A 23209-nucleotide genomic window follows, 5' to 3' on the forward strand; every position below is an offset into this window, starting at 1 on the left:
ATTTTCTCTACTGATGATGAACAAGCAAGACAAGCAGCGCGCCTCGGCGCACGGCGCATGCGGCGCCCTGGCGATTTCCTTGGCGCTAGCGTGGGGCGGGATGCCTCGCGACGCGGTGGCGCAGACGGCGCCCGTGCAGATCAGCATCACGGCGCAGCCGCTGGGCGATGCGCTGCTCCAGCTGGGCGAACAGGCGTCGCTGGTGATCTTCTACCTACCCGAAACCGTGCGCGGCCGCTACGCGCCGGCGGTGTCGGGCCGCCTGACCCCGGACGATGCGCTGCGCCGCCTGCTGGCCGGCACCCAGCTGACTTTCCAGATCAGCGGCAACAGCGTCACGATCGTTCCGGCCGCGGCGCCGGGCGGCGTCACGACGTTATCGCCGATCTCGGTGACGGGCCGCGGGGAATCAGCCACCGGTCCGGTGGACGGCATGGTCGCCCGACGCAGCGCCACGGGCACCAAGTCGGACGTCAGCGTGCTTGAAACGCCGCAATCCCTGAGCATCATCACCCCCGACCAGATGGACGTGCAGGGGGCCACCAACCTCGAACAAACCGTGCGTTACACGCCCGGCATCCGCAGCGAAATCCTGGGCGCGGGCACCGAACGCGACAAGATCTACATCCGCGGCTTCGAGCCGAACTACTACCTGGACGGCATGATGCTGCCCTATGGCGCCGCCGGACAGGGGTCGCGCATCGAGCCCTACGGCCTGGAGCGCATCGAAGTGCTGCGGGGCCCGTCGTCCGTGCTGTATGGGCAGAACCCGCCCGGGGGCATCATCAACATGGTCAGCAAGCGCCCGACCGCGGAGCCGCTGCGCGAAATCGCCCTCGAAGGCGGGAATTTCGATCGTCGCCAGGTGGCCGCGGACTTCAGCGGCCCGATCGACGAGGAAGGCAAGTTCCTCTACCGCCTGACCGCGCTCAAGCGCAACAGCGACACGCAGGTGGACTACGCGCGCGACGACCGCGATTACGTGGCGCCCAGCTTCACCTGGAAGCCTTCCGCCGCCACCAGCCTGACCGTGCTGGGGCAGTACCAGCGCGACGACGCGGACGTGTCGGTGATGTACCTGCCGGCCTGGGGCACGCTGTACAAGAACCCGTACGGCGACATCCCGCGCGACCGCAATGTCGACGAGCCCGACCACGACAAGTTCAAGCGCTACTACCGGTCGATCGGCTATCTCTTCGAGCATCACTTCAACGACAAGCTCACCGTCAGGCAGAACCTGCGCTATGCCGACGTGGACGTCACGGCCTATTCCGTCTACGGCACGGGCCTGATCATGAACCCCGTCACGCAGCTTCCCAGCGACTACCGCACGCTGGCGCGCTACCAGTGGGACGTGGACCGCTATCAGTCGTTCTTCACACTGGACAATCAGGCGCAGGCCAAATTCCAGACCGGCGCGCTCAGCCACGACCTGCTACTGGGCCTGGACTACAAGCGCGCAACGCTGGACCAGACGGTGCACGGCGGCGTCGGGCCCACCATCGACATCTACAACCCGGTCTATCACGACATCGGCCGCGGCGCGAAGGTGGTCGACGGCTACGAAGAGCAGCACCAGATCGGCCTGTACCTGCAGGACCAGGTCAAGCTCGATCGCTGGCTGCTGACGATGGGCGGTCGCTATGACTGGACCGACAAGACCAACCGCAACCGCATGACCAACGTCAAGACCACCTCCGACGACAACGTCTTCACCGGCCGGGTGGGCCTGACGTACCTGGCGGAGTCCGGCCTGGCGCCGTACGCCAGCTATTCAACGTCGTTCGAGCCCGTCTCCGGCACCGGCTATGGCGGAACGCCGTTCGAGCCCACCAAGGGCCGCCAGTACGAAGTGGGCGTGAAGTACCTGCCGCACAACTCCAACAGCCTGGTCACGGTGTCGGCCTTCCATCTGACGCAGGAAAACGTGCTGACGCCGGACATCGAGCACCGCGACTGCGCGCTCTATCCCGGCACCTGCGGCAACTTCAACGAGCAGACCGGCGAAGTCGAGGTCAAGGGCCTGGAATTCGAGGGCCGCGCAAGCCTGACCGACAGCCTGAACCTGATCACGACCTACGCCTACACCACGTCGGAAATCACGCGCAGCAACACGGCCACCCTGGGCAAGCAGCAGCCGCTGATTCCGCGCCACCAGGCGTCGGCGTGGGCGGACTACACGATCGGCGGCGGGCCGCTCGCCGGCCTGCGCATCGGCGGCGGGGTCCGCTACGTGGGCACGTCCTATGGCGACAGCACCAACACCCTGAAAACGCCGTCGTACACGCTGGTGGACGCCGCCCTGCAATACGACCTGGGAATGCTGAACTCGCAGCTCAAGGGCGCGCGGGTGTCGCTGAACGTAAACAACCTGTTCGACCGCCGTTATCTGACGACGTGCGCCGCCGTCAGCGCGTGCTTCTTCGGCCCAGGCCGCGTGGTCGTGGCGCAGGTGCGCTACCGCTGGTAGCCGCCCGTCAGGCGCGCATCGCCCGGGCCAGCTCCCCGGCTATGCGCGCACAGGCCTCGCCGGCCTCGGCCACCATGTTCCCCATGCCCAGGAACTCGTGGATCATGCCGGCATACACACACAGCGACACCGGTACGTCCGTGTCTTCGGGCCTTGCCGCATATTGCCGTCCTTCGTCCATTAGAAACCTCAGTGTCAGACTACAAATTCGCTAGCCAGGGCTGCGAATTTGTAGTCTGACACCTCGTATCCCTGCATGGCGAGGACGATGCAGGTGCGGGCGGCGCGACGCACGAGGCGCCAGCGTCGATCCAGTAGCACCGATGAATGGTGTCAGCCTGAGGTTTCGACACCGAAGCGCAGGCTGCCACCACTTTCCCAAGCTGATGGTGACGTTGGCGAGACGGGCAGCACCAATGGCGGCGCTAGAAGTCCGAAGCACGAATAAGGGATAACCCTTAATGATGGAATGTACGAATAAAATTCCTGGATGAGTGGGAATTTATATCGTTTTGAGGAATGCACCGCAGGGCCTTGTAATGCGAGTTCGCTTAACGCCGTTCACGCATTTACCCAGCAGGCTTCCTCATGAATCCCATCGGATACCGCATTCTTCCTCGTTCCGCTCCGGCCGTCTCCCCCGAGGTGCTGGCCGGCTTCGCCGCCATTGGCTCGGCCCAGATCAGCGACTGCATGAATCGCCTATACGGCGTGGACGGGCTCCGTCCGCTGCACGCGGGCAACCAGCGCACGGTCGGTCTGGCGCTCACCGTCAAGACTCGTCCGGGCGATAACCTGATGATCCACAAGGCGATTTCGCTGGGCGGGGCGGGCGACGTGATTGTGGTGGACGGCGCAGGCGATACCAGTAATGCGCTGGTGGGCGAGCTGATGATGATGGATGCGCAGGCGCGCGGAATCGAAGGTTTTGTGATCGATGGCGCGGTGCGTGACCTGGATGTATTTGCGCAAGGGCAGTTCGGCTGTTTCGCGCGTGCCGTGTCGCACAAGGGGCCGTACAAGGATGGCCCGGGCGAGATCAATGTGCCGGTGTCGGTGGGCGGCCAGGTGGTGAACCCGGGCGACGTGGTGGTGGGCGATGCCGACGGCGTGGTGGTGATTCCCGCCGAGCATGCCGCGGCGGTGCTCGCCCTGGCGACGAAGAAGGAAGCCGACGAGGCGGTGGCGAAGGAAAAGCTGCGCGCCGGCACCTACACCAAGCCCTGGCTGGAGAAGACTCTGGCCGAGAAGACGGGAGCCGCGAAATGAGCCAGGCTTCGCAATCGACCGGCATCGTCGCCGACCGCATCAAGCGTATCAAACTGTCGCCCAGCGTGGCGGCGCGCGCCATCATTGCTGAGCTGCGCGAGCAGGGCCGACGCATTATCGATCTGACGATCGGGGAGCCGGATTTCTCCACGCCGGTGCACATCCGGCAGGCGGCCACGGCCGCCATGAACCGGGGTGAGACCAAGTATCCGCCGGCGCAGGGCACGGTGGCACTGCGCCGCGCCGCCGCGCAGCATTTGCTGGAAGCGACGGGGGTGGAGTATCCGGTGGGGCGCATCATCGTCAGCACGGGTGCGAAGCAGGTGATTTTCAATGGGTTGGCGGCCACGCTGAACGATGGGGATGAGGTGTTGATCCCGGCGCCGTTCTGGGTGTCGTACCCGGACATGGTGCTGGTCAACGGCGGCGTGCCGGTGGCGGTGGAGACTTCGCCGGCGACGGGCTACAAGGTGACGCCGGAGGCGCTGGAGCGGGCGATCACGGCGCGCACGAAGTGGCTGATGATGAACGCGCCCAGCAATCCGACGGGGTCGGTCTACACTGCCGACGAGCTGCGCGGGCTGGCGGCGGTGCTCAAGCGCCATCCGCAGGTCTGGCTGATGACGGACGATATCTACGCGCGCCTGAATTTCACCGATGAGCCGACTGTGCATCCGTTGCAGGTCGCGCCGGAGCTGGCCAGCCGCACGCTGGTGGTCAATGGCGTGTCCAAGGCCTATGCGATGACGGGCTGGCGCATCGGTTACGGCGCCGGGCCGGACGAGCTGATCAAGGCGATGGCCATTCTGCAGTCGCAGAGCACGTCGGGCGCCTCGTCAGTGAGCCAGGCAGCTGCGCTGGAGGCGTTGTCGGGCCCGCAGGATTGCGTGGCGGAGTTCGCCAAGGTGTTCCGCCAGCGCCGCGATCTGGCGATTGCGGAGCTGTCGGGCACGCCGGGCCTGGATATCGTCGTGCCGCAGGGCGCGTTCTATGTGTTCCCGGATTGCACCGGCCTGCTGGGCAAGAAGACGCCGGCGGGCGACGTGATCGCGACCGACACCGACCTGACGCATTACCTGCTGCGCGAGGCGGGGGTTGCCGTCATCGACGGCCATGCCTACGGCGCGCCGGGTACGTTCCGGCTGTCGTTCGCCGCCTCGCTGGATGATATCCGGCAGGGATGCTCCGCCATACGGGAAGCCTGCGCCAAGCTGGCCTGAGGCCAGCCGCGCATTCCATGAAGACGCCCCTTTCGGGGGCACCATTCCAGTCTGTTCACAACACAACAAGGGGAATCAACCATGAAACGCCAATCTCTATTCGCCGCCTGCATGGGCCTGGCCTCGCTGGTCATGGGCGGTGCCGCCCACGCCGACCAGTTGGACGACATCAAGGCGCGCGGCGAACTGGTCTGCGGCACGCTGGGCACCTCGCAGCCGTTCAGTTTCCAGGACGGCGCCACGCGGCAGCTGGTGGGCTATGACGTGGACGTCTGCAAGCTGGTGGCGGACAAGCTGGGGGTGAAGGTCAACTACAAGCTGCTGTCGGTGGCGGCGCGCGTGCCGGAACTGAACGAAGGGCGCGTGGACATCCTGGCTGCGAACCTGGGCTATTCGCCCGACCGCGCGCAGCAGATCGCGTTCAGCCACGCTTATTACGTCAGCCCGCAGAAACTGCTGGTCCGCAAGGATTCGGGCCTGGACTCGATCGAGTCCCTGAACGGCCGTCGAGTCGGCGCGACCAAGGGTTCCAGCTCGGAGCGCGAGATCAAGCGCATCCTGGACAAGTCGCAGGTCATCGGCTACGGCGACAGCTCGGCCACCTATCTGGCCTTGCAGCAGAAGAAGGTGGACGCGCAGTTCGCTTCCGAGCTGGTGCTGGTGCGCCTGGTGCTGCAAAGCCCGCCCACCGCGCCCGTCAGCGTGATCGCCAAGTCGGTGTTCGACGAGCCCTGGGGCCTGGGCGTGCGCAAGTCGGAGCCGCGCTTCCTGGAAGTGGTGAACCAGGCGCTGGACGAGGCGGAGAGCTCCGGCGCGGCGGCCAAGCTGTTCGAGAAATGGTTCGGCCCCGCAACGCCGTACAAGCTGGAGCGCGGCTTCAAGATCGGCCCCATCGCCGGCTGATCACCAGGGCCACGGCGCGGCCCGAGTTTCCCCGTCACGGTTGCCGGCGCCGCGCGCAGCGGTTCGCCGGCAACCGTGACGTTGGCCGTGGGCCGCGCGCACGCAGGAGATTTATCGTTCTATGAACTTACTTGACGCTACCCAATACCAGCAGCTGTTGAGCGGCATGGTGGTCACGGTGCAGCTGTTCCTGGTCGCGTGGGTCATGGCGTTCGCCATCGCGGTGACGCTGGTGGTGGTGCGCGCCACCAATCTGGCGCCTTGCCGCTGGCTGGTCGACGCCTATGTGGAATACCACCGCAACGTGCCGCTGCTGGTACAGGTGCTGTTCTGGTACTTCGGCATGCCCGAGCTGCTGCCGGAAGGTTTCCGCATGTGGCTGTACCAGCACAACGCCGAGATGTCGCTGGCGGCGATCGCGCTGGCGCTGGGGTCGGCCGCCTATATCGCGGAAGACATCCGCAGCGGCCTGCGCGCCATTCCCTTCACGCAGTTCGAGGCGGCGCGGGCGCTGGGCGCCAGCTACCTGCAATGCATGCGCTTCGTGATCGTGCCGCAGGCCGTGCGCATCTCCATCCCGCCGCTCGTCGGCCGCGCGCTGCTGCTGTTCAAGAACACCAGCGTGGCGATGGCGATCGGCGTGATGGAGCTGACTTACCAGGCCCGCGAAATCGAAAACGAGACCTACCGCACCTTCGCCACCTTCGGCGCCGCCACGATCATGTATCTGTTGGGATCCTTCCTGATCATGTTCATCGGATCGCGCATCTATGACCGTTACCGCCTGAGCCGGGGAGGCCGCAATGCTTGACGTCCTCTCGCAATACTGGCCCACGCTGCTGGTGGGCCAATATCCCAACGGCCCGCTGGGCGGGCTGGCGCTCACCCTGATCCTGGCCGCCTGCGGCCTGGCGCTGTCCTTGCCGCTGGCGCTGCTCATCGCGCTGGCCCGGGTGAGCCCCTACGGCTGGCTGCGCGCGGCGAGCAAGGTCCTGGTCAACGTGGTTCGCGGCATGCCGTTGCTGATGCTGATCTTCTGGGCCTACTTTGTGGTGCCCAAGCTGACGGGGCAGGTGGTCAGCGGCTTCTGGACGCTGATCGCCGCCCTGGTGGTCTATGAAAGCGCCTATCTGTCGGAAGTGATCCGTTCGGGGATCGAAGCGGTGCCGCGCGGCCAGATCGAGGCCTCGCGCTCGCTGGGCGTGGGCTATTGGACGACGATGCGCCGCGTGGTGCTGCCGCAGGCGCTGTTCAACGTGCTGCCCAGCATGACGAGCCAGTTCGTGTCCACGATCAAGGAAACCTCGCTGGGCTACGTGATCAGCGTCAACGAGCTGACCTTCGCGGCCAACCAGGTCAACAACCTGGTGTTGACCAAGCCGCTTCAGGTTTTCGGCATCCTGGCCATCATCTATTTCCTGGTGTGCTTCAGCCTGAGCCGCGGCCTGAGCTGGCTGGACCTGCGCATCCGCCGTTCGCGCGCCATGGCCTAGGGTGAACAGGCCCTGGCCTCAAGGAACAAAACATGATCAATCTAGAAAAAGTGAACAAGTGGTACGGCGAGCACCATGTGCTGAAGGACGTGGATCTTTCGGTGGCGCGCGGCGAAGTGCTGGTGGTGTGCGGCCCGTCGGGCTCGGGCAAGTCCACCATGATCCGGACGATCAACCGGCTGGAGCCCATCGAGAAGGGGCGCATCCGGATCGACGGCGCGGACATCTACGCCAAGGGCTCGAACCTGAACGCGCTGCGCCAGAAGATCGGCTTCGTGTTCCAGCAGTTCAACCTGTTTCCGCACATGAGCGTGCTGGATAACGTCATCTTCGCGCCGGTCAATATCCGCAAACAGTCGCGCAAGCAGGCCACGGAGCTTGCGCGCGGCCTGCTTGCGCGCGTCGGTCTGGAGCACAAGATAGACGCCTATCCGGGATCGTTGTCCGGTGGGCAGCAGCAGCGCGTGGCGATTGCGCGGGCGCTGGCTTTGCAGCCGCCGGTGATGCTGTTCGACGAGCCCACCAGCGCGCTCGATCCGGAAATGGTGGGCGAGGTGCTGCAGGTGATGAAGGGCCTGGCCAAGGACGGCATGACGATGGTGTGCGTGACCCACGAGATGGGCTTCGCGCGCGATGTCTGCGACCGGGTCGTGTTCATGGACGGCGGCGAGATCCTGGAGGCGGACACCCCTGAACGCTTCTTCAGCGCGCCGTCACATCCGCGCGCGCAGCGCTTCCTGGCCGACATCCTGCATCCGCGCGGCTGAACCGCCACGGATGATGCGGCGGCGATGGTAAGGTGAGGGTTTCCATGCGTTTCGCATCGACCGCCGCGATGTACACCCTCAAACAGCTAGAGGCCTTTTACTGGAGCTCCGAACTGGGCAGCTTCAGCGCGTCTTCCCGCAAGCTGCACACCACCCAGTCGGCCGTGGCCAAGCGGGTGGGGGAACTGGAGGCCTTCGCGGGCTCGCCGCTGTTCGAGCGCCGCGCCAGGAAGCTGATCATGACGCCGCAAGGCCGCAAGCTCTTCGAACTGGCGCGCGAAATGCTGGACCTGAACAGCCGCATCGTGCAGAACATGGCGGACCCGGCCAGCTTCGAAGGCGTGCTGCGGCTGGGCGTGACGGAACTGGTGGGCATGACCTGGCTGGCGCGGCTGATCAATCAGATCAGCCTGCGCTATCCCCGGGTGCAGCTGATGCCCGAGATCGACGGCGGCATCACGCTGTACGAAAGGCTGGAGCAGGATGAACTGGACCTGGCCATCATGCCGGGGCCGTTCTGGGGATACCAATACGATTGCTGTCACCTGGGCGCGGTCACCAACGTCTGGATGGCGAGCCCCGCTCTGGATATCGATTTTTCCGCCCGCCTGACTCCCCAGGACCTGGCGCCGTACCCGGTGATTTCGCAACCCACCAATTCGGCCCTGTCGCATCTGTATGACGCCTGGTTCGCGGAACAGGGCCTGCCGGTCAAGCGCGTGCTGACCTGCAACAGCCTGGGAATGATGGCGCAGCTGACGATGCTGGGCCTGGGCATCAGCTACCTGCCGGGCGCCTACTTCGCGCCGCTGGTGGAGCGGGGCGCCTTGTGCCAGCTCGATGTGCAGCCCGACCTGCCCACGATCAACTACTACGCGGTGCACAAGAAGAACATCGTCAACCCAGTGGTGTCCCGGGTGATCGAGATCGCGCGCGAGGAGTGCGCCTTCGAGGTGGCGGGGGCCTTCCTGCCCCACGTGCCGCCGGCAGCCAGGCCGCCCGGAACGTAGCCCCGGGGGCGCCGTTGCGGGATCAACCGCAGCGAATCGCCGTCATCACGTCCTTATCGTCCACGATCAAGTTCAATCGCGTGGCGTTGTATTCCATGGTCACGAGCTGGCCCGGGCGCAGCATGCGCGCGGTGGCGCTGCCGCTGCGCGAGCGGAGGTCTTCCAGCACGGACGGGGTGGCTTTCTGGCCGATCTGGGATTGCAGCGCGGTGGCGTCGCAACTCTTGCCGCCGCCGTAGCCGGAGGCGCTGGACATGCCGGAGGAGGAGCTGGGCGCGGTCTCGGACGAGGACGACGCGCTGGACGAGCCGGAGGCCGAGGAGCTGGACGAACGCGGAGCGCCGGTGTTGGCGCATGCGGTCAGGCTGGCGACCAGCAGGAAGGGGATCAGCTTGCGGATCATGTAAAGCTCCTTACAACGACGCGTCAAAAAAGCCATGATAGACCAGCCGCGCCGCCCTGTGAGCGCGGCCTTCGGACGCGGTTGGCGGCCGCGTTCGCGATCGGTGGCGCGAGCGCGAGATTTGCGTTGACACCATAGTTTCACGAATATATATTGCTGAAACTATAGTTTCATAATCGTGGCCGCCATGACATCGACGTTGCAGGAGCGCATCCTTGCGCAGCAGGACAGCTTTACCGAGAGCGAGCAGCGGCTCGCCCACGTGACCCTGGAGTGCCTGGGGAATATCGCGGCGTATTCGGGCGCGGAGCTGGCGCAGAAGGCGGGCGTGTCCAAGGCGACGGCGGGGCGGTTCTTCCGGCGGCTGGGCTACGAGAATTTCAACGAGGTGCGGGCGCAGGCCCGCGACGAGTCCGACCGCGGCTCGCCGCTGTATGAAATGGCGGGCGTGCGTCCGCCTGACGCGACCGGCGATGCGCTCGCCGCCCATCTGGCGACGGATCTGCAGAACCTGGCGCAGACGTTCGAGCGGCTGGACAGCCGCGACGTGGAGCGCGCGGTGGAGCTGTTCGCCGGCGGGCGCCGCATCTGCATCGCGGGTTTTCGCAATGGGCGGGTGCTGGCGCAATACGCCTGGGCGCTCCTGACGCAGTTGCGCGACGGCGTGGCGCTGGTGCCGGGCGCGGGGCTGAACCTGGCCGAGGACCTGGCCGATCTGGGGCCGGACGATGTGTTGCTGGTGATGGATTTCCGGCGCCGGGTCACCTTGCTCAAGCCCATCGTCGAGCATGCCAATCGCGTGGGCGCCAAGGTGGTGGTGCTGACCGATCCCACCGCGACCGAATTGCCGGCCCGTTCCGACCTGGTCCTGCGCTGCGTCAATAGCGGCTCGGCGGTATTCGACTCGTACGTTGCCGCCACCAGCCTGATCAATCATTTGTGCTCGGCCCTGGCTCGCCGCCTGGGACCGGCCGCGCGTGAACGCCTGCAGAACATCGAGCGTCTGCATGAACACTACGGCGACTTGCATCGCTGAATTTCAAGAGGAGATAGCCTTGAACCCCACGATTCCGAACGTCCGGCTGCAATATGCGCCGAACCCCGCTTTCGAGCCCGCGGCGCCCTACGGGCAGCGGCAGCTCGACGTGCTGGGCGGCGCGGCCTACGAGCTTGCGGCCGCCCAGATCCGTCGCTGGCCCGGCTACCAGCCCACGCCGCTGCGCGACCTGGCGGGGCTGGCGCGGGCGGCCGGCGTGGCCGGCATCCGCTACAAGGACGAAGGCGGCCGGTTCGGCCTGGGCAGTTTCAAGGCGCTGGGCGGGGCCTACGCGGTCAGCCGGCAGCTGCTGCGCGAACTGTCGGCGAAACTGGGGCGCGACGATCTGTCGGTGGAGGATCTGCTGTCGGGCCGTTATCGGGAGCTGACGCAGGATATGACGGTGACCTGCGCCACCGACGGCAACCATGGCCGTTCGGTGGCCTGGGGCGCGCAGCGCTTCGGTTGCCAGTGCGTGATCTACATCCACGCCACGGTGAGCGAAGGCCGCAAGCGCGCGATCGAGCAGTATGGCGCGCAGGTGGTGCGCACGCCGGGCAACTATGACGATTCCGTGCGGCAGGCGGCAGAAGACGCGGCGCGGCTGGGGCGCTACGTGGTGTCGGATACCTCTTATCCCGGCTATATGGAGGTGCCGAAGGACGTGATGCAGGGCTACGCGGTGATGGCCGACGAAGCATTGCAGCAACTGCGCGAGGGCGGCGACGGCGAGTTGCCGACGCACGTGTTCCTGCAGGGCGGGGTGGGCGGCCTGGCCGCGGCGGTGTGCGCGCATTTCTGGGAACAACTGGGCGCGCGCCGCCCGCGCTTCATCATAGTGGAGCCGGACAAGGCGGCCTGCCTGTACGAGAGCGCGCGTGCCGGCAAGCCGGTGGCGGTGCATGGCGATCTGGACACGGTGATGGCCGGCCTGGCTTGCGGAGAGGTGTCGTTGCTGGCCTGGGAAGTGCTGCATCCCGGCGCGCAGGCTTTCCTGACGGTCGATGACGAGGCGGCGCTGGAAACGGTGCGCCTGCTGGCCGGCGGCAAGTACGGCGACGCGCCCATCGTGGCGGGCGAATCGGCCGTGGCGGGGCTGACCGGCTGCCTGGCGGCGCTGGCCGATCCGGCGGTGCGAGAGGCGCTGGGCCTGGACGCCGCCAGCCGGGTGCTGGTGTTCGGCAGCGAGGGCGCGACCGATCCGGAGCTTTACCAGCGCATCGTCGGCAGGAGCGCCGCCGAGGTCGAAGCCGAGGCCGCGGCATGACAGGCGCCGCGCTGGATACGGGCATCGCGGCGGTGCGCATCGACGGCGCCCGGCTGCTGCGGCGCATCGCCGACCTGGCGCAGGTGGGCGCCATCGAGGGCGGCGGGGTGTGCCGCCTGGCGCTGACCGACGCCGATCGCCAGGGACGGGACCTGGTCGTGCAGTGGATGCGCGACCTGGGCCTGGCCGTGACGATAGACGGGATTGGCAACGTGGTGGGCCTGCGCGCCGGCCGCGAGGACGGCCCGCCTGTGATGACGGGCTCGCACATCGATACGGTGCGCACCGGCGGCCGCTATGACGGCAACCTGGGCGTGCTGGCCGGGCTGGAGGTGATCGCGGCCTTGAACGACGCCGGCGTGGTGACGCGGAGGCCGGTGGCGGTGGCGTTTTTCACGAACGAGGAGGGCGCGCGTTTCGCGCCCGACATGATGGGCAGCCTGGTGTTCCAGGGCGATATGCCGCTGGCGCAGGCGCTGGCCACGGTGGGCATCGACGGCACTTCAGTGGGCGAAAACCTGGACCGCATCGGCTATGCCGGAACGGCGCCCACCGGCAACAACCGCGTGCATGCCTTCGTGGAATTGCACGTGGAGCAAGGGCCGGTGCTGGAGCATGAAGGCGACACCATCGGCGCCGTGACGGGCGTGCAGGGCATCCATTGGATCGAGTTCACGGCGCGGGGCGTTTCCAACCATGCCGGGACCACGCCGATGGCGCTGCGCCGGGACGCCGGCATCGTCGCCGCCCGCATTGCCTGCTACGCCCGAGACCTGACGCGGGAAATGGGCGGCGGGCAACTGGCGACGGTGGGGCAGGTCAACTTGTTTCCCAACTTGATCAACGTCATTCCCAACCGCGCGACGTTCACGCTGGACCTGCGCAATACGGATGGCGAGGCGCTGCGGCGGGCGATTGCGCGCTGCATGGCGTTCGCGGCGCAGGCCGCGGCGGACGAGGGCGTGGAACTGGACCACCGGGTGCTGGCCGACTTTGCGCCGGTGGCGTTCGACGAGGCCATCGTGGGCCGGGTCGAGGCGATCGCCCGGCAGCGCGGCCATCGCGTCCGGCGCCTTCCCAGCGGCGCGGGCCACGACGCCCAGATGTTGGCGCGCATGTGCCCGACCGGCATGGTGTTCGTGCCCAGCGTGGGCGGCCTGTCGCACAACGTCGCGGAATTCACGCATGACCACGATATCGAGGCGGGCGCCGGCGTATTGCTGGAACTGATGCTCGAACTCGCAGAACAATGAACCCGTAGGAGAGTCAACATGTCACGCATCATCAATGTCGCGGCCGCGCAGCTTGGCCCGATCCAGCGCAGCGACACGCGCCGCGACGTCGTCGAGCGCCTGCTCGCGCACCTGCGCCAGGCGCACGCCATGGGCTGCCAGCTGGTGGTATTCCCGGAACTGGCGCTGACTACATTCTTTCCTCGCTGGTACATGGAGGATCCGGCCGAGATCGATGCCTTCTACGAAAGCGAGATGCCGGGCCCGCAGACCCGGGTGCTGTTCGAGACGGCGCGCAAGCTGGGCATCGGCTTTTACCTGGGCTATGCGGAACTGGCGGTGGAGCGCGGCGTGAAGCGGCGCTTCAATACCTCGATCCTGGTGGGCCAGGACGGCGAGATCATCGGGAAGTACCGCAAGGTGCATTTGCCCGGCCACGCGGGGCACGAGCCGTGGCGCGCGTTCCAGCATCTGGAGAAATACTATTTCGAGCCCGGCGAGTCGTTCGACGTCTGGCGCGGCTTCGGCGGCGTCATGGGCATGGCGCTGTGCAATGACCGCCGCTGGTCGGAGACCTATCGCGTCATGGGACTGCAAGGCGCGGAAATGATAATGCTGGGCTACAACACGCCGGTGCACAATCCGCCCGCGCCGGAGCACGACGACCTGTCCATGTTCCACAACCACCTGGTCATGCAGGCGGGCGCCTATCAGAACGGCACCTGGGTGGTGGGCGTGGCCAAGGCTGGAAAGGAGGAGGGCTGCGAGATGATCGGCGGCAGCTGCATCATCGCGCCCTCGGGCGAGATCGTGGCGGCCTGCTCGACCAAGGGCGACGAGCTGGCGATCGCCCGCTGCGACCTGGACCTGTGCCTTTCCTATAAGAACACCACCTTCAACTTCGACCGGCACCGGCGCCCCGAGGCGTACGGCCTGATCACGGAACGCAGAGGTGCGATAGAACCCGCGCTGGCGGCGGCGATGACCGCCTAGCCTGCCGCGCGGCCAGCGCGGACGGCCTCCGGGCCGTCCGCAAAGCCGGCCCGCCCGTTCCCTTCCCATACAAAAAACATGCGAGCGCCCAGAGCGCTTGCAGGGGAGCGCGCGGCCTAGAAAAACAGACCCCAAGGTGAAAATATGGACCAGTCAGTCGAGAGCATTGCGGCTTCCCCGGTTGCCGCGGACAAGGACCCCCTGGCGGCGCGGGACAATGCGCTGTATCGGAAGGTGGCGTGGCGCCTGTTGCCATTCCTCATGGTGTGCTACATCGCGGCGTTCCTGGATCGCGTGAACGTCGGTTTCGCCAAACTGCAGATGCTGGACGATCTGAAGTTCAGCGAGACGGTCTACGGCCTGGGCGCGGGCATTTTCTTCATCGGCTACTTTCTGTTCGAGGTGCCGAGCAACGTGCTGATGCACCGCATCGGCGCGAAGAAAACGCTGGCGCGCATCATGATCCTGTGGGGGCTCATTTCGGCCGCCATGGCGCTGACGCAGACGCCGACGCAGTTCTACATCCTGCGCTTCCTGCTGGGGGCGGCCGAGGCGGGCTTCTATCCGGGCATCATCCTGTATCTGACTTACTGGTTCCCGTCGAACCGGCGCGGCCAGATCGTGGCCGTGTTCATGACGGCGGTGCCGTTCGCCGGCATCCTGGGCGGGCCGTTGTCGGGCTGGGTGATGGAGGCGTTCCACGACACGCACGGGCTGGCCGGCTGGCAATGGATGTTCATCATCGAGGCCATTCCGTCCGTGCTGCTGGGCCTGGCGGTGTTCTGGTACCTGGACGACCGCATCGACGACGCGCGCTGGCTGTCGCCGGCGGACAAGGCGCGGCTGAGCCACAACCTGCGCAGCGAAAGCACCGCCAAGACCGAGCACGTGTCGATGCTGCGGCTCCTGAAGGACCGGCGGGTCGTCCATATGGCGCTGATCTGCTATTGCACGGTGTCCAGCCTGTCCGGCCTGGCGTTCTGGGTGCCCTCGGTGATCCGTTCCACCGGCGTCGTGTCGCTGTTGGACATCGGCCTGCTGACCGCGGTGCCGAACGTGTGCGCGGTGATTTCCATGGTGCTGGTGTGCCGCCATTCCGACGCCACGCGTGAGCGCCGCTGGCACATGATCGTGCCGTTCCTGGTAGGCGGCGCGGGCCTGACGCTGAGCACGCTGTTCAGCCACAACCCGATGCTGGCGGTGGCCATGCTGTCGGTGGCGGCCGCGGGTTGCATGGTGTGCTCGCCCCTGTTCTGGAGCCTGCCGACCGCCTTCCTGGAAGGCAAGAGCGCGGCGGCGGGCATCGCCGGCATCAATTCGTTCGCCGGCCTGGCGGCCTTCGTCAGCCCCTATGCCATCGGGTGGATCAAGGACCTGACCGGCTCGACCGACTGGGGCATGTACTTCCTGGCCAGTTTCACGGTGATCGGCGCGGTGCTGGTGTATCGCGTGCCGAAGGACCTGGTGAACCGGTAGGCGCGGCGTTTCCCTATCGGCGGGCGCGCGTCGCCCGCCGGCTTTCAAGAGGAATGATGATGAGTCTGGACGTAGTGGCGTTGACGCAGGCGATGGTGCGCATCCCCAGCCTGTCGGGCAAGGAAGGCGGGATGGCGGCCCTGATGGCCGAGACCATGCGCGAGGCGGGCTTCACCTCGGTCACGACCGACGGCAACGGTTCGGTGCTGGGCCTGATCGGGCCGCAGGACGCGGACGTGGCTTTGCTGTTCGACGGGCATATGGACGTCGTGCCGGTGACGGGAGACTGGCGCTTCGATCCCTTCGGCGGCGAGATCCGCGACGGCCGGCTATACGGGCGCGGCAGCACCGACATGAAAGGCGGCATCGCGGCGGCGATCTGCGGCGTCGCGGCGGCGGCGCGGGCCGGGTTGAAGCGCCGGGTGGCCGTGTCGGCCAGCGTGCTGGAGGAGGTCATCGAAGGGCATGCGCTGGCGTCGGTGCTCGATGCCTGCCCGCCGCGGGCGGTGGTGATCTGCGAACCCTCGAAGCTCCAGATCAAGGCGGGGCAGAAGGGGCGGGTGGAACTGCTGCTGACTTTCCACGGCAAGCCGGCGCATGCCGCCACGCCGCACATCGGCGTCAATCCGCTGCACGCGGCGGCGCGGGCGCTGACCGCGCTGGAAAGCCTGGCGCTGCCCAGTGACGAGGTGCTGGGGCAGGCGCTCCTGGTGCCGACGGACATCGTGTCCCATCCCTATCCGTCGATCTCCATGATTCCGCTCACGACCACGATACGGTTCGACCGGCGCACGGTGTCGGGCGAAAGCCTGGACGACGTGCTGACGCAGATCCGGGCGCACCTGGCCGGCCATGGCCTGTCCGGTTTCACGCTGGAAGTCAGCCAGGATCCGGTGGCGACCTATACCGGCCAGCACGCCACGCCGCCGCGCTGGCTGCCCGGGTGGCGCTGCGACGCGGACGCGGCGTTGCTGCAGGCCGCGCGGGCGGCGGTGGAGGCCAGCGGCAGGGAGCCGCTCGTGGGCAGTTGGGCGTTCTGCACCAACGGCTCGGAGTCCGCGGGGCGGCGCGGCATCCCGACGATAGGCCTGGGGCCGGGCAACGAAGAGGACGCGCACACCATAGACGAATCCATCGCGCTGGATCAGCTGGAAGGCGCGCGCGATATTTATCGGAACCTGGTGCGAGCGGTCTGCGGCTGAGGCGGCTGCATGCCGGGCAAGCGGGCCAGCCGGTCGTTCAGGAAGTCGATCAGCAGCCGCGCCCGCAATGACTGGTAGCGGCGCGAGGGGTAGATGAGGAAGGCCTCTTGCGGCGTGGAGCTCCATTTGGGCAGGACGCGCAGTAACTGTCCGCTGGCGACCAGGTCCTGGACCAGCCACGCGGGGCACAGGCCGATGCCGGCGCCCATGGCCAGGCTTTCCCGGATGGCCAGGGCGTTGTTGACGCGGAAGCGCCCCTGGGTCTGGACCGTGGCGAGCGCGGCGCCCTGGCGTAGTTCCAGGGTGTCGCCGGCAGCCAGCCAGGCGAAGCGCACGTATTCATGCGCGGCCAGGTCCTGGGGCGCGCGGGGTTTGCCGCGCCGCGCCAGGTAGGCGGGGGCTGCGACCAGATAGCGGGGCGACATGGCCGCCTTGCGCGCGATGGCGTTGGGCGGCAGGTTGCCGCCCAGGCGCAACGCGACGTCCACGCCTTCTTCCACCAGGTCCACGTAGCGGTCGTTCAGGATCAGTTCGACCTGGATGTCGGGATGGTCGTCCAGGAATTCGCGGACCAGGGCGTTCAGCCGGAACTGCCCCAGCGCCACGGGCGCGTTGATGCGCAGGAAACCGGCGGGCTTTTCGGTCAGGCCGCGGGCGTCGGCGACGGCTTCCGAGTATTCCTCCAGCACGCGGGTGGCGCGCTCGTAGAAGCGCTTGCCTTGTTCGGTGGGCACGACCCGCGTAGTGCTGCGTTCCAGCAGCCGCACGTTCAATTCCTTTTCCAGCGCGGCGACGATCTTGCTCAGGGCCGGCTGGCTCAGCGCCTGTTCGCGGGCGACGGCCGACAGGGTGCCCAGCTCCACGGCGCGGACGAAGGCCCGCAGGGCGCGCAGAGTGTCCATGGTCATTCCTTTTTGGAAGAAGCGGTATGCAGTTTAGGGCTCTACCGGTGGAATTGGGAAGAACCTATCGTGGCGTTACTTACCCTTTTCCCTGGAGTCGTCATGAATCGCTTCAATCCTTTTTCCCTGGCTTCGGCCGCCGCCCTGGCGGCGGGCCTTGCGGCGCTGGCCCCGGCGGCTGCCGCCGCGCAGCCCGCAGTCCAGGTCGATGCCGCGCGTTCCGGCTGGGTCAGCTCCTGGTTCGCCAGTCCGCAGCCGCTGTGGGAGGATGCGTTCGTGCTGCCCACGGAAATGCCCGCCGAATTGCGCGGCCAGACCCTGCGCCAGACCTTGATGCTCAGCCTGGGCGGACCGCGCCTGCGGGTGGTGGTGTCCAACCGTTATGGCACGCGGCCCCTGGAGATCGGCGCGGCCAGCGTGGCGCTGGCCGCGGGGGGCTCGAAGATCCGCCCGGGATCCGGCCGCGGGCTGGCCTTTGGCGGGCGGCCGGGCGTTACGGTGGCGCCGGGCGCGCAGGCCGTCAGCGATCCGGTGGACCTGCCCGTGGCCGCGCTGGCCGAGCTGGCCGTCAGCCTCTACTTCCCGCGGGCGACGCCGGTGACGACCTTCCATTGGGGGGCGCAGCAGACGGGCGCCTTGGTCCGGGGCGACGCGACTGCCGCTGAGGAACTGCCCGGCGCGCAGGCGCTGCGAGGCCGCGCCTTCCTGGCGGGGGTCTGGGTTGAGAGCCCGTCGCGCGCGCCGGTGGTCGTGGCGTTCGGCGATTCCTTGACCGACGGCAATGGCTCCACGCCCGGGGCCAACCGCCGTTGGCCGGATTTCCTGGCCCGCCGCCTGGCGCCGCGGGGCATAGGCGTGGCGAACGCCGGCATTTCGGGCGCGCGCGTCTGGGGCGACAAGATGGGCGTGAACGCGATGGCCCGCCTCGATGCCGACGTGCTGTCGCAGCCGGGCGCGCGCGCGGTGGTGATGATGATGGGCATCAATGACATCGGCTGGCCGGACAGCGGCTTCGCGCCGTCGGAAGCGCCCATGACGGCGGCCAGATTGACGGAGGGCTACCGGCAGCTGGCGGAGGCGGCCCGCCTGCGCGGCGTGCGCATCGTGGGCGGCACCATCGCGCCGTTTGAAGGTTCGCTGCATGGCACGCCGCTGTCGGGCCATTACAGTCCCGCCAAGGACGCGGTGCGGCTTGAGGTGAACCGCTGGATCCGCGAGAGCGGAGTGTTCGACGCGGTGGTGGATTTCGACGCGGTGCTGCGCGATCCGGCGCACCCGGCGCGGCTGCTGCCCGCCTATGACTCGGGCGACCACCTGCATCCCAACGATGCCGGCTACCAGGCCATGGCGCAGGCGCTGGACCTGGCTACGCTGTTGGGCGATTGAACGGCGCCAGGGAGCCTCAATGAAAATTGCGGCTCTGGGTGTTCAGCCCCCCCAGCAGGTCGGACAGGTTCACCAGCCGCTGGGCGATCAGGTGGCGCACGCCGTCCACATTCTGCCAGGAACCATACACGCCCAGCAGCGTCGACCCCAGCAGTTCGCGGCGCTGGCGTTCTATCAGTTCGGGGCGCACGACCACGTTGACGGGGCCGGTCTCATCTTCCAGCGTCACGAAGATCACTCCTTTGGACGTTTGTGGGCGCTGGCGCACGGTGACGATGCCGCAGGCGCGCGCCACGCGCTTGTCGGGGTAGCCGTTGAGCACCGCGGCGGGCTGGAAATTGCGCGCCGCGAGCTGGGGGCGCAGCAGCGCCACGGGATGGCTGCGCAAGGTCAGGCCCACGCTGCGGTAGTCGGCCGCCACGCCCTGGCTTTCCGAGGGAGCGGGCAGCTGCGGCGCGGCGGTTTCGACGATGGCGGCGTCGCGCAGCAGGTCGCGACTTTGCACGCTGGCGGCGGCTTCCCAGCTGGCCTGGCGCCGATGGCCGGCCAGGGTGCGCAAGGCGTCGCCGGCGGCCAGCGAGTTCAGGTCGTGGCGCGTGAGCGCGGCGCGGCGAGCCAGGTCGCCGGTGTCGGTGAACGGCGCGGCGGCGCGCGCGTCCTCGATGCACCGGGCGACGTCTTCGCGCATGCCCTGGATCAGGCTCAACCCCAGCCGGACGGCGGGGCGGGGGGCGTCGGCCGGGGGCGCGTGCGGATGCGGGACGCGCTGGGCGTCGGGGTGGCCATCGGGCAGGGTTTCCAGCGCCGAATCCCAGCCGCTGACCGTCACGTCGGGAGGCAGCACGCAGACGCCGTGGCGGCGGGCGTCCTGCACCAGCTGGGCGGGGGCGTAGAAGCCCATGGGCTGGGAATTGAGCAGGGCGGCGAGGAAGGCTTCCGGCTCGTGCCGCTTGAGCCATGAACTGGAATAGGCCAGCAGGGCGAAGCTGGCGGCGTGGCTTTCGGGAAAGCCGTATTCGCCGAAGCCTTCGATCTGCCGGAACAGCGCCTCGGCGAAATCCAGTGTGTAGCCGTGGGCCAGCAGGCCGCCCACCAGCTTGACGCGGTACTTGTCCACGCCGCCCTTGCGTTTCCAGGCGGCCATGGAGCGGCGCAGCTGGTCGGCGTCGCCGGGCGTGAAGCCGGCGGCCACTACCGCGATCTGCATGACCTGTTCCTGGAAGATGGGCACGCCCATGGTGCGCTTGAGCACGCTTTCCACTTTGGCGCTGGGATAGGTGATGTCTTCCTTGCCCTGGCGGCGGCGCAGGTAGGGATGGACCATGCCGCCCTGGATGGGGCCGGGCCGCACGATGGCCACCTGCACCACCAGGTCGTAGTATTCGCGCGGCCGCAGGCGCGGCAGCATGGTCATCTGCGCGCGCGATTCGATCTGGAAGACGCCGATGGTGTCGGCGTCGCAGATCATGTCGTAGGTGGGCGTGTCGTCGGGCGGGATGTCCTGCAGCCGCAGGGGCGCCCCGCGGCGCTGGCCGGCCAGTTCCAGGGTGCGCCGCAGCGCCGACAGCATGCCCAGCGCCAGGACGTCCACTTTCAGCAGGCCCAGCGCGTCCAGGTCGTCCTTGTCCCATTGCACGACGCTGCGGTCTTCCATGGCGGCATTCTCGATGGGGACCAGGCGCGACAGCTTGCCGCGCGAGATCACGAAGCCGCCCGGATGCTGCGACAGATGGCGCGGAAAGCCCATCAGGGTCTGGGCCAGGGACGCCCACTGCCGCGCCACCTGGGATTCCGGGTCCAGCCCGCAGGCGCCCAGCGTGCGCAGCATTTCCTTCTTGCCGTCCCACCATTGGTGGGCGCGGGCCACGGCGTCGATGACGCCCGGATCCACGCCCAGCGCGCGTCCGGTATCGCGCAGCACGCTGCGCGGCCGGTAGGAAATGACCACGGCGGTCAGCGCGGCGCGGTGCCGGCCGTACTTGCCGTAGATGTACTGGATGACCTCTTCGCGGCGCTGGTGCTCGAAGTCCACGTCGATGTCGGGCGGCTCGTTGCGTTCCTTGCTGATGAAGCGCTCGAACAGGTTGTTGCCGCGCGCCGGATCCACCTCGGTGATGCCCAGGCAGTAGCAGACCGCGGAGTTGGCGGCGGACCCGCGGCCCTGGCACAGGATGCCGACGCTGCGGGCGTGCTGGACGATGTCGTAGACGGTGAGGAAATAGGCTTCGTAGCGCAGGTCGGCGATCAGGTTCAGCTCTTTCTCGATCTGGCTGGCGACTTCCGGCGGAACCCCGGCGGGAAAGCGGCGCGCGGCCCCGGCCTGGGTTTCCTGGCGCAGGTAGGTGGCCGGCGTATGGCCGCTGGGGATGATCTCGTCCGGATATTCATAGCGCAGTTCGTCCAGGGAGAACGCGCAGCGCCGGGCCACCACCAGCGTCTGGGCCAGCGCCTGCGGCGGATAGAGGCTGGCCAGCCGCATGCGCGTGCGCAGGTGCTGTTCGGCGTTGCCGGAGAGCTCGTAGCCGCACTGGGACACCGGCTGGCGGGTGCGGATGCCGGTCAGCGTGTCGTGCAGGGGCTTGCGCGAACGCAGGTGCATCTGCACCTGGCCCAGCGCCACGATGGGCAGCTCGGCCGCCTGCGCGGCCTGTTCGACCGCGGCGCGGTGCAGGTCGTCGCGGGAGCGGTGGAGCAGGGTCAGCCCCACCCAGGCGCGGTGGGGAAAGGCCTGCGCCAGCCAGCGCGCCTGCTCCGCCATGCGGTCGGCGTCGACGCCGTAGGCGGGGCTCAGGATGGCCAGGCATTCGGGCAGGTGGCGCAGGTGCGCGTAGCCCGCGGGCGGATGGGTGAGGTCGTCGGGGGCCAGCCGGTATTCGCCCTTGGGCGCCCGGGTGCGGGCCAGGGTGATCAGTTCCGACAGATTGCCGTAGCCTTCGCGGGTTTGCGCCAGCAGCGTCAGGCTCAGCGGCGCGGCATCGGGCGCCGCGCGCAGCTGGAAGGTGGAGCCGATCAGGAGCGGCAGCTTCAGGGCCTTGGCCTCGACGTGGGCGCGGACCACGCCCGCCAGCGAGCATTCGTCGGTGATGGCCAGCGCCGCGTAGCCCAGTTCGGCGGCGCGCGCGACCAGCTCCTCGGGGTGCGAGGCGCCCTGCAGGAACGAGAAGTTGGACTGGCATTGCAGCTCGACATAGGCGGGCAGGCTGGCCGGTTCGACGGCGTCGGGGAAATCGTCGTCCATGGCTCAGGCGTACAACCCATGCAGGAACCAGCGGGCGTGCTCCGCGTCGCGTTCGCGGTAGATCCAGTAGCGCGCGGCGGCTTCGTCTTCGGCGACGAAGTAGTCGCGCACGGTCAGGGCCGGGTCCCACCAGCCGCTTTCGATGCGTTCGGGGCCGCGCATCAGCCGCAGCGCCTGGCCGCCGTACTGCGGGCGATGGCCGGACAGCTTCAGGGGCAAGGGGGGATCCAGCAGCCAGAAGGGCCGGTCCAGCAAGGCGGGCAGGGGGGCGGGACGCCGGGCGGGGGCCAGCGCGTCGCCCCAGGCGTTGGCGGCCTCGGGGCGATGGTCGGGCACGGGACAGGCGTGGCGCACCTGCTCGCGGCCCAGCCGCGCCACCAGCAGGTCCAGCAGCCTGGCGTGGTCGTCAGCGGTGCCGCCGGGCTCGGGGAACAGGGTGGTGCTGGCGGCGGGCTGCTCGACCGTGTCGGGCGCCAGCAGCGCGACGGCGATGACGGGCGCCTCCAGCGTGTAGCGGGCCAGCTTTTCCCGCAGCAGGTGGAGGATTTGCGGCGCCTGCCAGACCGGCTGCGCCAGGGCCAGCTCCAGTTCGGAGGGCGGCCGGGCGTGGCGGCCGCGTTCGTGTTCCATGCTGAGCACCACGCGGCGCACCGCCAGTTGTCGGGCGGCGAGCCAGCCGCCCAGCTGTTCGGCCAGCCGTCCGGCCACCGCCAGCACCGCGTCGGCGTGTTCGACGTAGTCCGTAAGCTCGATGCGCCGCGAAAACTGGTGCGGCGGCTCGATCCAGCGGTGGAGTTCGGGCGCCTGGCCGTAGGCGGCGTCCAGGGCCTGGAGCAGTTCGGGCGCGCTGCGCCGCTGCAGGCCCGCGCGCGGCAGGGCGCGCAGGTCCGCCAGGGTGTGGCAGCCGATGTCGTCGAGCCAGTCGCGGCGGGCCTGCGCCTG

Annotated in this window: 20 protein-coding genes; 15 read left to right on the forward strand and 5 right to left on the reverse strand. The window is 67.9% G+C overall.

What is annotated here, in order from left to right; genetic code table 11:
- The first annotated feature begins 13 nt into the window (after positions 1-13).
- On the forward strand, positions 14-2470 hold the full coding sequence (locus ADE01S_RS23800) for a TonB-dependent siderophore receptor (RefSeq protein WP_062684211.1): 2457 nt from the start codon (positions 14-16) through the stop codon (positions 2468-2470).
- Between the two features lie 7 nt (positions 2471-2477).
- On the opposite strand, the gene ADE01S_RS31660 is transcribed toward ADE01S_RS23800, so the two are convergent.
- The gene (locus ADE01S_RS31660; RefSeq protein ID WP_156494261.1) at positions 2478-2651 is read right to left on the reverse strand and encodes an alpha/beta hydrolase family protein; all 174 of its coding nucleotides are present in this window, start codon (positions 2649-2651) and stop codon (positions 2478-2480) included.
- Between the two features lie 407 nt (positions 2652-3058).
- Between ADE01S_RS31660 and ADE01S_RS23805 the strand changes: the two genes are divergently transcribed.
- From ADE01S_RS23805 to ADE01S_RS23835, 7 genes are all read left to right on the forward strand, one after another.
- Entirely contained in the window at positions 3059-3739 is a 681-nt protein-coding gene (locus tag ADE01S_RS23805) for an RraA family protein (protein WP_062684212.1), read from the forward strand.
- On the forward strand, positions 3736-4959 hold the full coding sequence (locus tag ADE01S_RS23810; protein ID WP_062684213.1) for an aminotransferase class I/II-fold pyridoxal phosphate-dependent enzyme: 1224 nt from the start codon (positions 3736-3738) through the stop codon (positions 4957-4959). The genes ADE01S_RS23805 and ADE01S_RS23810 overlap by 4 nt, the downstream gene beginning before the upstream one ends.
- 81 nt (positions 4960-5040) lie before the next feature.
- A complete protein-coding gene (locus tag ADE01S_RS23815) occupies positions 5041-5862 on the forward strand; it encodes an ABC transporter substrate-binding protein (RefSeq protein WP_062684214.1) in 822 nt (273 codons plus the stop codon).
- A gap of 121 nt (positions 5863-5983) precedes the next feature.
- Positions 5984-6673 (forward strand): amino acid ABC transporter permease, encoded by a 690-nt coding sequence (locus tag ADE01S_RS23820; RefSeq protein WP_062684215.1) that lies wholly within the window; start codon positions 5984-5986, stop codon positions 6671-6673.
- Positions 6666-7355: an amino acid ABC transporter permease gene (locus tag ADE01S_RS23825; RefSeq protein ID WP_062684216.1), complete on the forward strand. Its 690-nt coding sequence runs from the start codon at positions 6666-6668 to the stop codon at positions 7353-7355. Before ADE01S_RS23820 ends, ADE01S_RS23825 begins: the two co-directional genes overlap by 8 nt.
- 32 nt (positions 7356-7387) lie before the next feature.
- Complete coding sequence (locus tag ADE01S_RS23830; protein ID WP_062684217.1) at positions 7388-8122, forward strand: amino acid ABC transporter ATP-binding protein; 735 nt, start codon at positions 7388-7390, stop codon at positions 8120-8122.
- Positions 8123-8166: 44 nt separating this feature from the next.
- Positions 8167-9132, forward strand: a complete 966-nt coding sequence (locus tag ADE01S_RS23835; RefSeq protein ID WP_087881421.1) for a LysR family transcriptional regulator — start codon at positions 8167-8169, stop codon at positions 9130-9132.
- Positions 9133-9154: 22 nt separating this feature from the next.
- Here ADE01S_RS23835 and ADE01S_RS23840 read toward each other — a convergent pair whose 3' ends face one another.
- The gene (locus ADE01S_RS23840; protein WP_062684218.1) at positions 9155-9535 is read right to left on the reverse strand and encodes an I78 family peptidase inhibitor; all 381 of its coding nucleotides are present in this window, start codon (positions 9533-9535) and stop codon (positions 9155-9157) included.
- Between the two features lie 187 nt (positions 9536-9722).
- On the opposite strand from ADE01S_RS23840, the gene ADE01S_RS23845 reads away from it, so the two are divergent.
- From ADE01S_RS23845 to ADE01S_RS23870, 6 genes are all read left to right on the forward strand, one after another.
- Positions 9723-10571 (forward strand): MurR/RpiR family transcriptional regulator, encoded by an 849-nt coding sequence (locus ADE01S_RS23845; RefSeq protein WP_062684219.1) that lies wholly within the window; start codon positions 9723-9725, stop codon positions 10569-10571.
- Positions 10572-10590: 19 nt separating this feature from the next.
- A complete protein-coding gene (locus ADE01S_RS23850; protein ID WP_062684220.1) occupies positions 10591-11838 on the forward strand; it encodes a diaminopropionate ammonia-lyase in 1248 nt (415 codons plus the stop codon).
- Positions 11835-13091, forward strand: a complete 1257-nt coding sequence (locus ADE01S_RS23855; protein WP_062684221.1) for a M20 family metallo-hydrolase — start codon at positions 11835-11837, stop codon at positions 13089-13091. Before ADE01S_RS23850 ends, ADE01S_RS23855 begins: the two co-directional genes overlap by 4 nt.
- A gap of 18 nt (positions 13092-13109) precedes the next feature.
- Positions 13110-14063, forward strand: a complete 954-nt coding sequence (locus ADE01S_RS23860) for an N-carbamoyl-D-amino-acid hydrolase (protein WP_062684222.1) — start codon at positions 13110-13112, stop codon at positions 14061-14063.
- 144 nt (positions 14064-14207) lie between these two features.
- Entirely contained in the window at positions 14208-15539 is a 1332-nt protein-coding gene (locus ADE01S_RS23865) for an MFS transporter (protein WP_062684223.1), read from the forward strand.
- A gap of 59 nt (positions 15540-15598) precedes the next feature.
- A complete protein-coding gene (locus ADE01S_RS23870) occupies positions 15599-16741 on the forward strand; it encodes a YgeY family selenium metabolism-linked hydrolase (protein ID WP_062684224.1) in 1143 nt (380 codons plus the stop codon).
- Here the strand turns inward: ADE01S_RS23870 and ADE01S_RS23875 are convergent.
- Positions 16708-17643 carry a LysR family transcriptional regulator gene (locus tag ADE01S_RS23875; RefSeq protein WP_062684225.1) on the reverse strand — a complete coding sequence of 312 codons (936 nt, stop codon included), beginning with the start codon at positions 17641-17643 and terminating at the stop codon, positions 16708-16710. The two genes, ADE01S_RS23870 and ADE01S_RS23875, sit on opposite strands and share 34 nt — an antisense overlap.
- 102 nt (positions 17644-17745) lie before the next feature.
- On the opposite strand from ADE01S_RS23875, the gene ADE01S_RS23880 reads away from it, so the two are divergent.
- A complete protein-coding gene (locus ADE01S_RS23880) occupies positions 17746-19029 on the forward strand; it encodes an SGNH/GDSL hydrolase family protein (RefSeq protein ID WP_062684226.1) in 1284 nt (427 codons plus the stop codon).
- A 16-nt stretch (positions 19030-19045) separates the two neighbouring features.
- Here ADE01S_RS23880 and ADE01S_RS23885 read toward each other — a convergent pair whose 3' ends face one another.
- Both ADE01S_RS23885 and ADE01S_RS23890 read right to left on the reverse strand, forming a co-directional pair.
- Positions 19046-22267, reverse strand: coding sequence for an error-prone DNA polymerase (locus tag ADE01S_RS23885; RefSeq protein WP_062684227.1), 3222 nt, complete (start codon positions 22265-22267; stop codon positions 19046-19048).
- A 3-nt stretch (positions 22268-22270) separates the two neighbouring features.
- A partial coding sequence (locus ADE01S_RS23890) for a DNA polymerase Y subunit UmuC family protein (protein WP_506256327.1) occupies positions 22271-23209 on the reverse strand: 939 nt, incomplete at its 5' end.

The sequence above is a fragment of the Achromobacter denitrificans NBRC 15125 genome (assembly GCF_001571365.1).
In the GTDB taxonomy this organism is placed as follows: domain Bacteria; phylum Pseudomonadota; class Gammaproteobacteria; order Burkholderiales; family Burkholderiaceae_B; genus Achromobacter; species Achromobacter denitrificans.

What these genes read in the sequence shown, in the direction of transcription:
- ADE01S_RS23840 (WP_062684218.1), bottom strand. Translation starts at nt 9,535, where the DNA reads ATGATCCGCAAGCTGATCCCCTTCCTGCTGGTCGCCAGCCTGACCGCA.
- ADE01S_RS23880 (WP_062684226.1), top strand. Translation starts at nt 17,746, where the DNA reads ATGAATCGCTTCAATCCTTTTTCCCTGGCTTCGGCCGCCGCCCTGGCG.
- ADE01S_RS23835 (WP_087881421.1), top strand. Translation starts at nt 8,167, where the DNA reads ATGCGTTTCGCATCGACCGCCGCGATGTACACCCTCAAACAGCTAGAG.
- ADE01S_RS23860 (WP_062684222.1), top strand. Translation starts at nt 13,110, where the DNA reads ATGTCACGCATCATCAATGTCGCGGCCGCGCAGCTTGGCCCGATCCAG.
- ADE01S_RS23800 (WP_062684211.1), top strand. Translation starts at nt 14, where the DNA reads ATGATGAACAAGCAAGACAAGCAGCGCGCCTCGGCGCACGGCGCATGC.
- ADE01S_RS23875 (WP_062684225.1), bottom strand. Translation starts at nt 17,643, where the DNA reads ATGGACACTCTGCGCGCCCTGCGGGCCTTCGTCCGCGCCGTGGAGCTG.
- ADE01S_RS23805 (WP_062684212.1), top strand. Translation starts at nt 3,059, where the DNA reads ATGAATCCCATCGGATACCGCATTCTTCCTCGTTCCGCTCCGGCCGTC.
- ADE01S_RS23845 (WP_062684219.1), top strand. Translation starts at nt 9,723, where the DNA reads ATGACATCGACGTTGCAGGAGCGCATCCTTGCGCAGCAGGACAGCTTT.
- ADE01S_RS23855 (WP_062684221.1), top strand. Translation starts at nt 11,835, where the DNA reads ATGACAGGCGCCGCGCTGGATACGGGCATCGCGGCGGTGCGCATCGAC.
- ADE01S_RS23825 (WP_062684216.1), top strand. Translation starts at nt 6,666, where the DNA reads ATGCTTGACGTCCTCTCGCAATACTGGCCCACGCTGCTGGTGGGCCAA.
- ADE01S_RS23870 (WP_062684224.1), top strand. Translation starts at nt 15,599, where the DNA reads ATGAGTCTGGACGTAGTGGCGTTGACGCAGGCGATGGTGCGCATCCCC.
- ADE01S_RS23815 (WP_062684214.1), top strand. Translation starts at nt 5,041, where the DNA reads ATGAAACGCCAATCTCTATTCGCCGCCTGCATGGGCCTGGCCTCGCTG.
- ADE01S_RS23865 (WP_062684223.1), top strand. Translation starts at nt 14,208, where the DNA reads ATGGACCAGTCAGTCGAGAGCATTGCGGCTTCCCCGGTTGCCGCGGAC.
- ADE01S_RS23810 (WP_062684213.1), top strand. Translation starts at nt 3,736, where the DNA reads ATGAGCCAGGCTTCGCAATCGACCGGCATCGTCGCCGACCGCATCAAG.
- ADE01S_RS23885 (WP_062684227.1), bottom strand. Translation starts at nt 22,267, where the DNA reads ATGGACGACGATTTCCCCGACGCCGTCGAACCGGCCAGCCTGCCCGCC.
- ADE01S_RS23830 (WP_062684217.1), top strand. Translation starts at nt 7,388, where the DNA reads ATGATCAATCTAGAAAAAGTGAACAAGTGGTACGGCGAGCACCATGTG.
- ADE01S_RS23820 (WP_062684215.1), top strand. Translation starts at nt 5,984, where the DNA reads ATGAACTTACTTGACGCTACCCAATACCAGCAGCTGTTGAGCGGCATG.
- ADE01S_RS31660 (WP_156494261.1), bottom strand. Translation starts at nt 2,651, where the DNA reads ATGGACGAAGGACGGCAATATGCGGCAAGGCCCGAAGACACGGACGTA.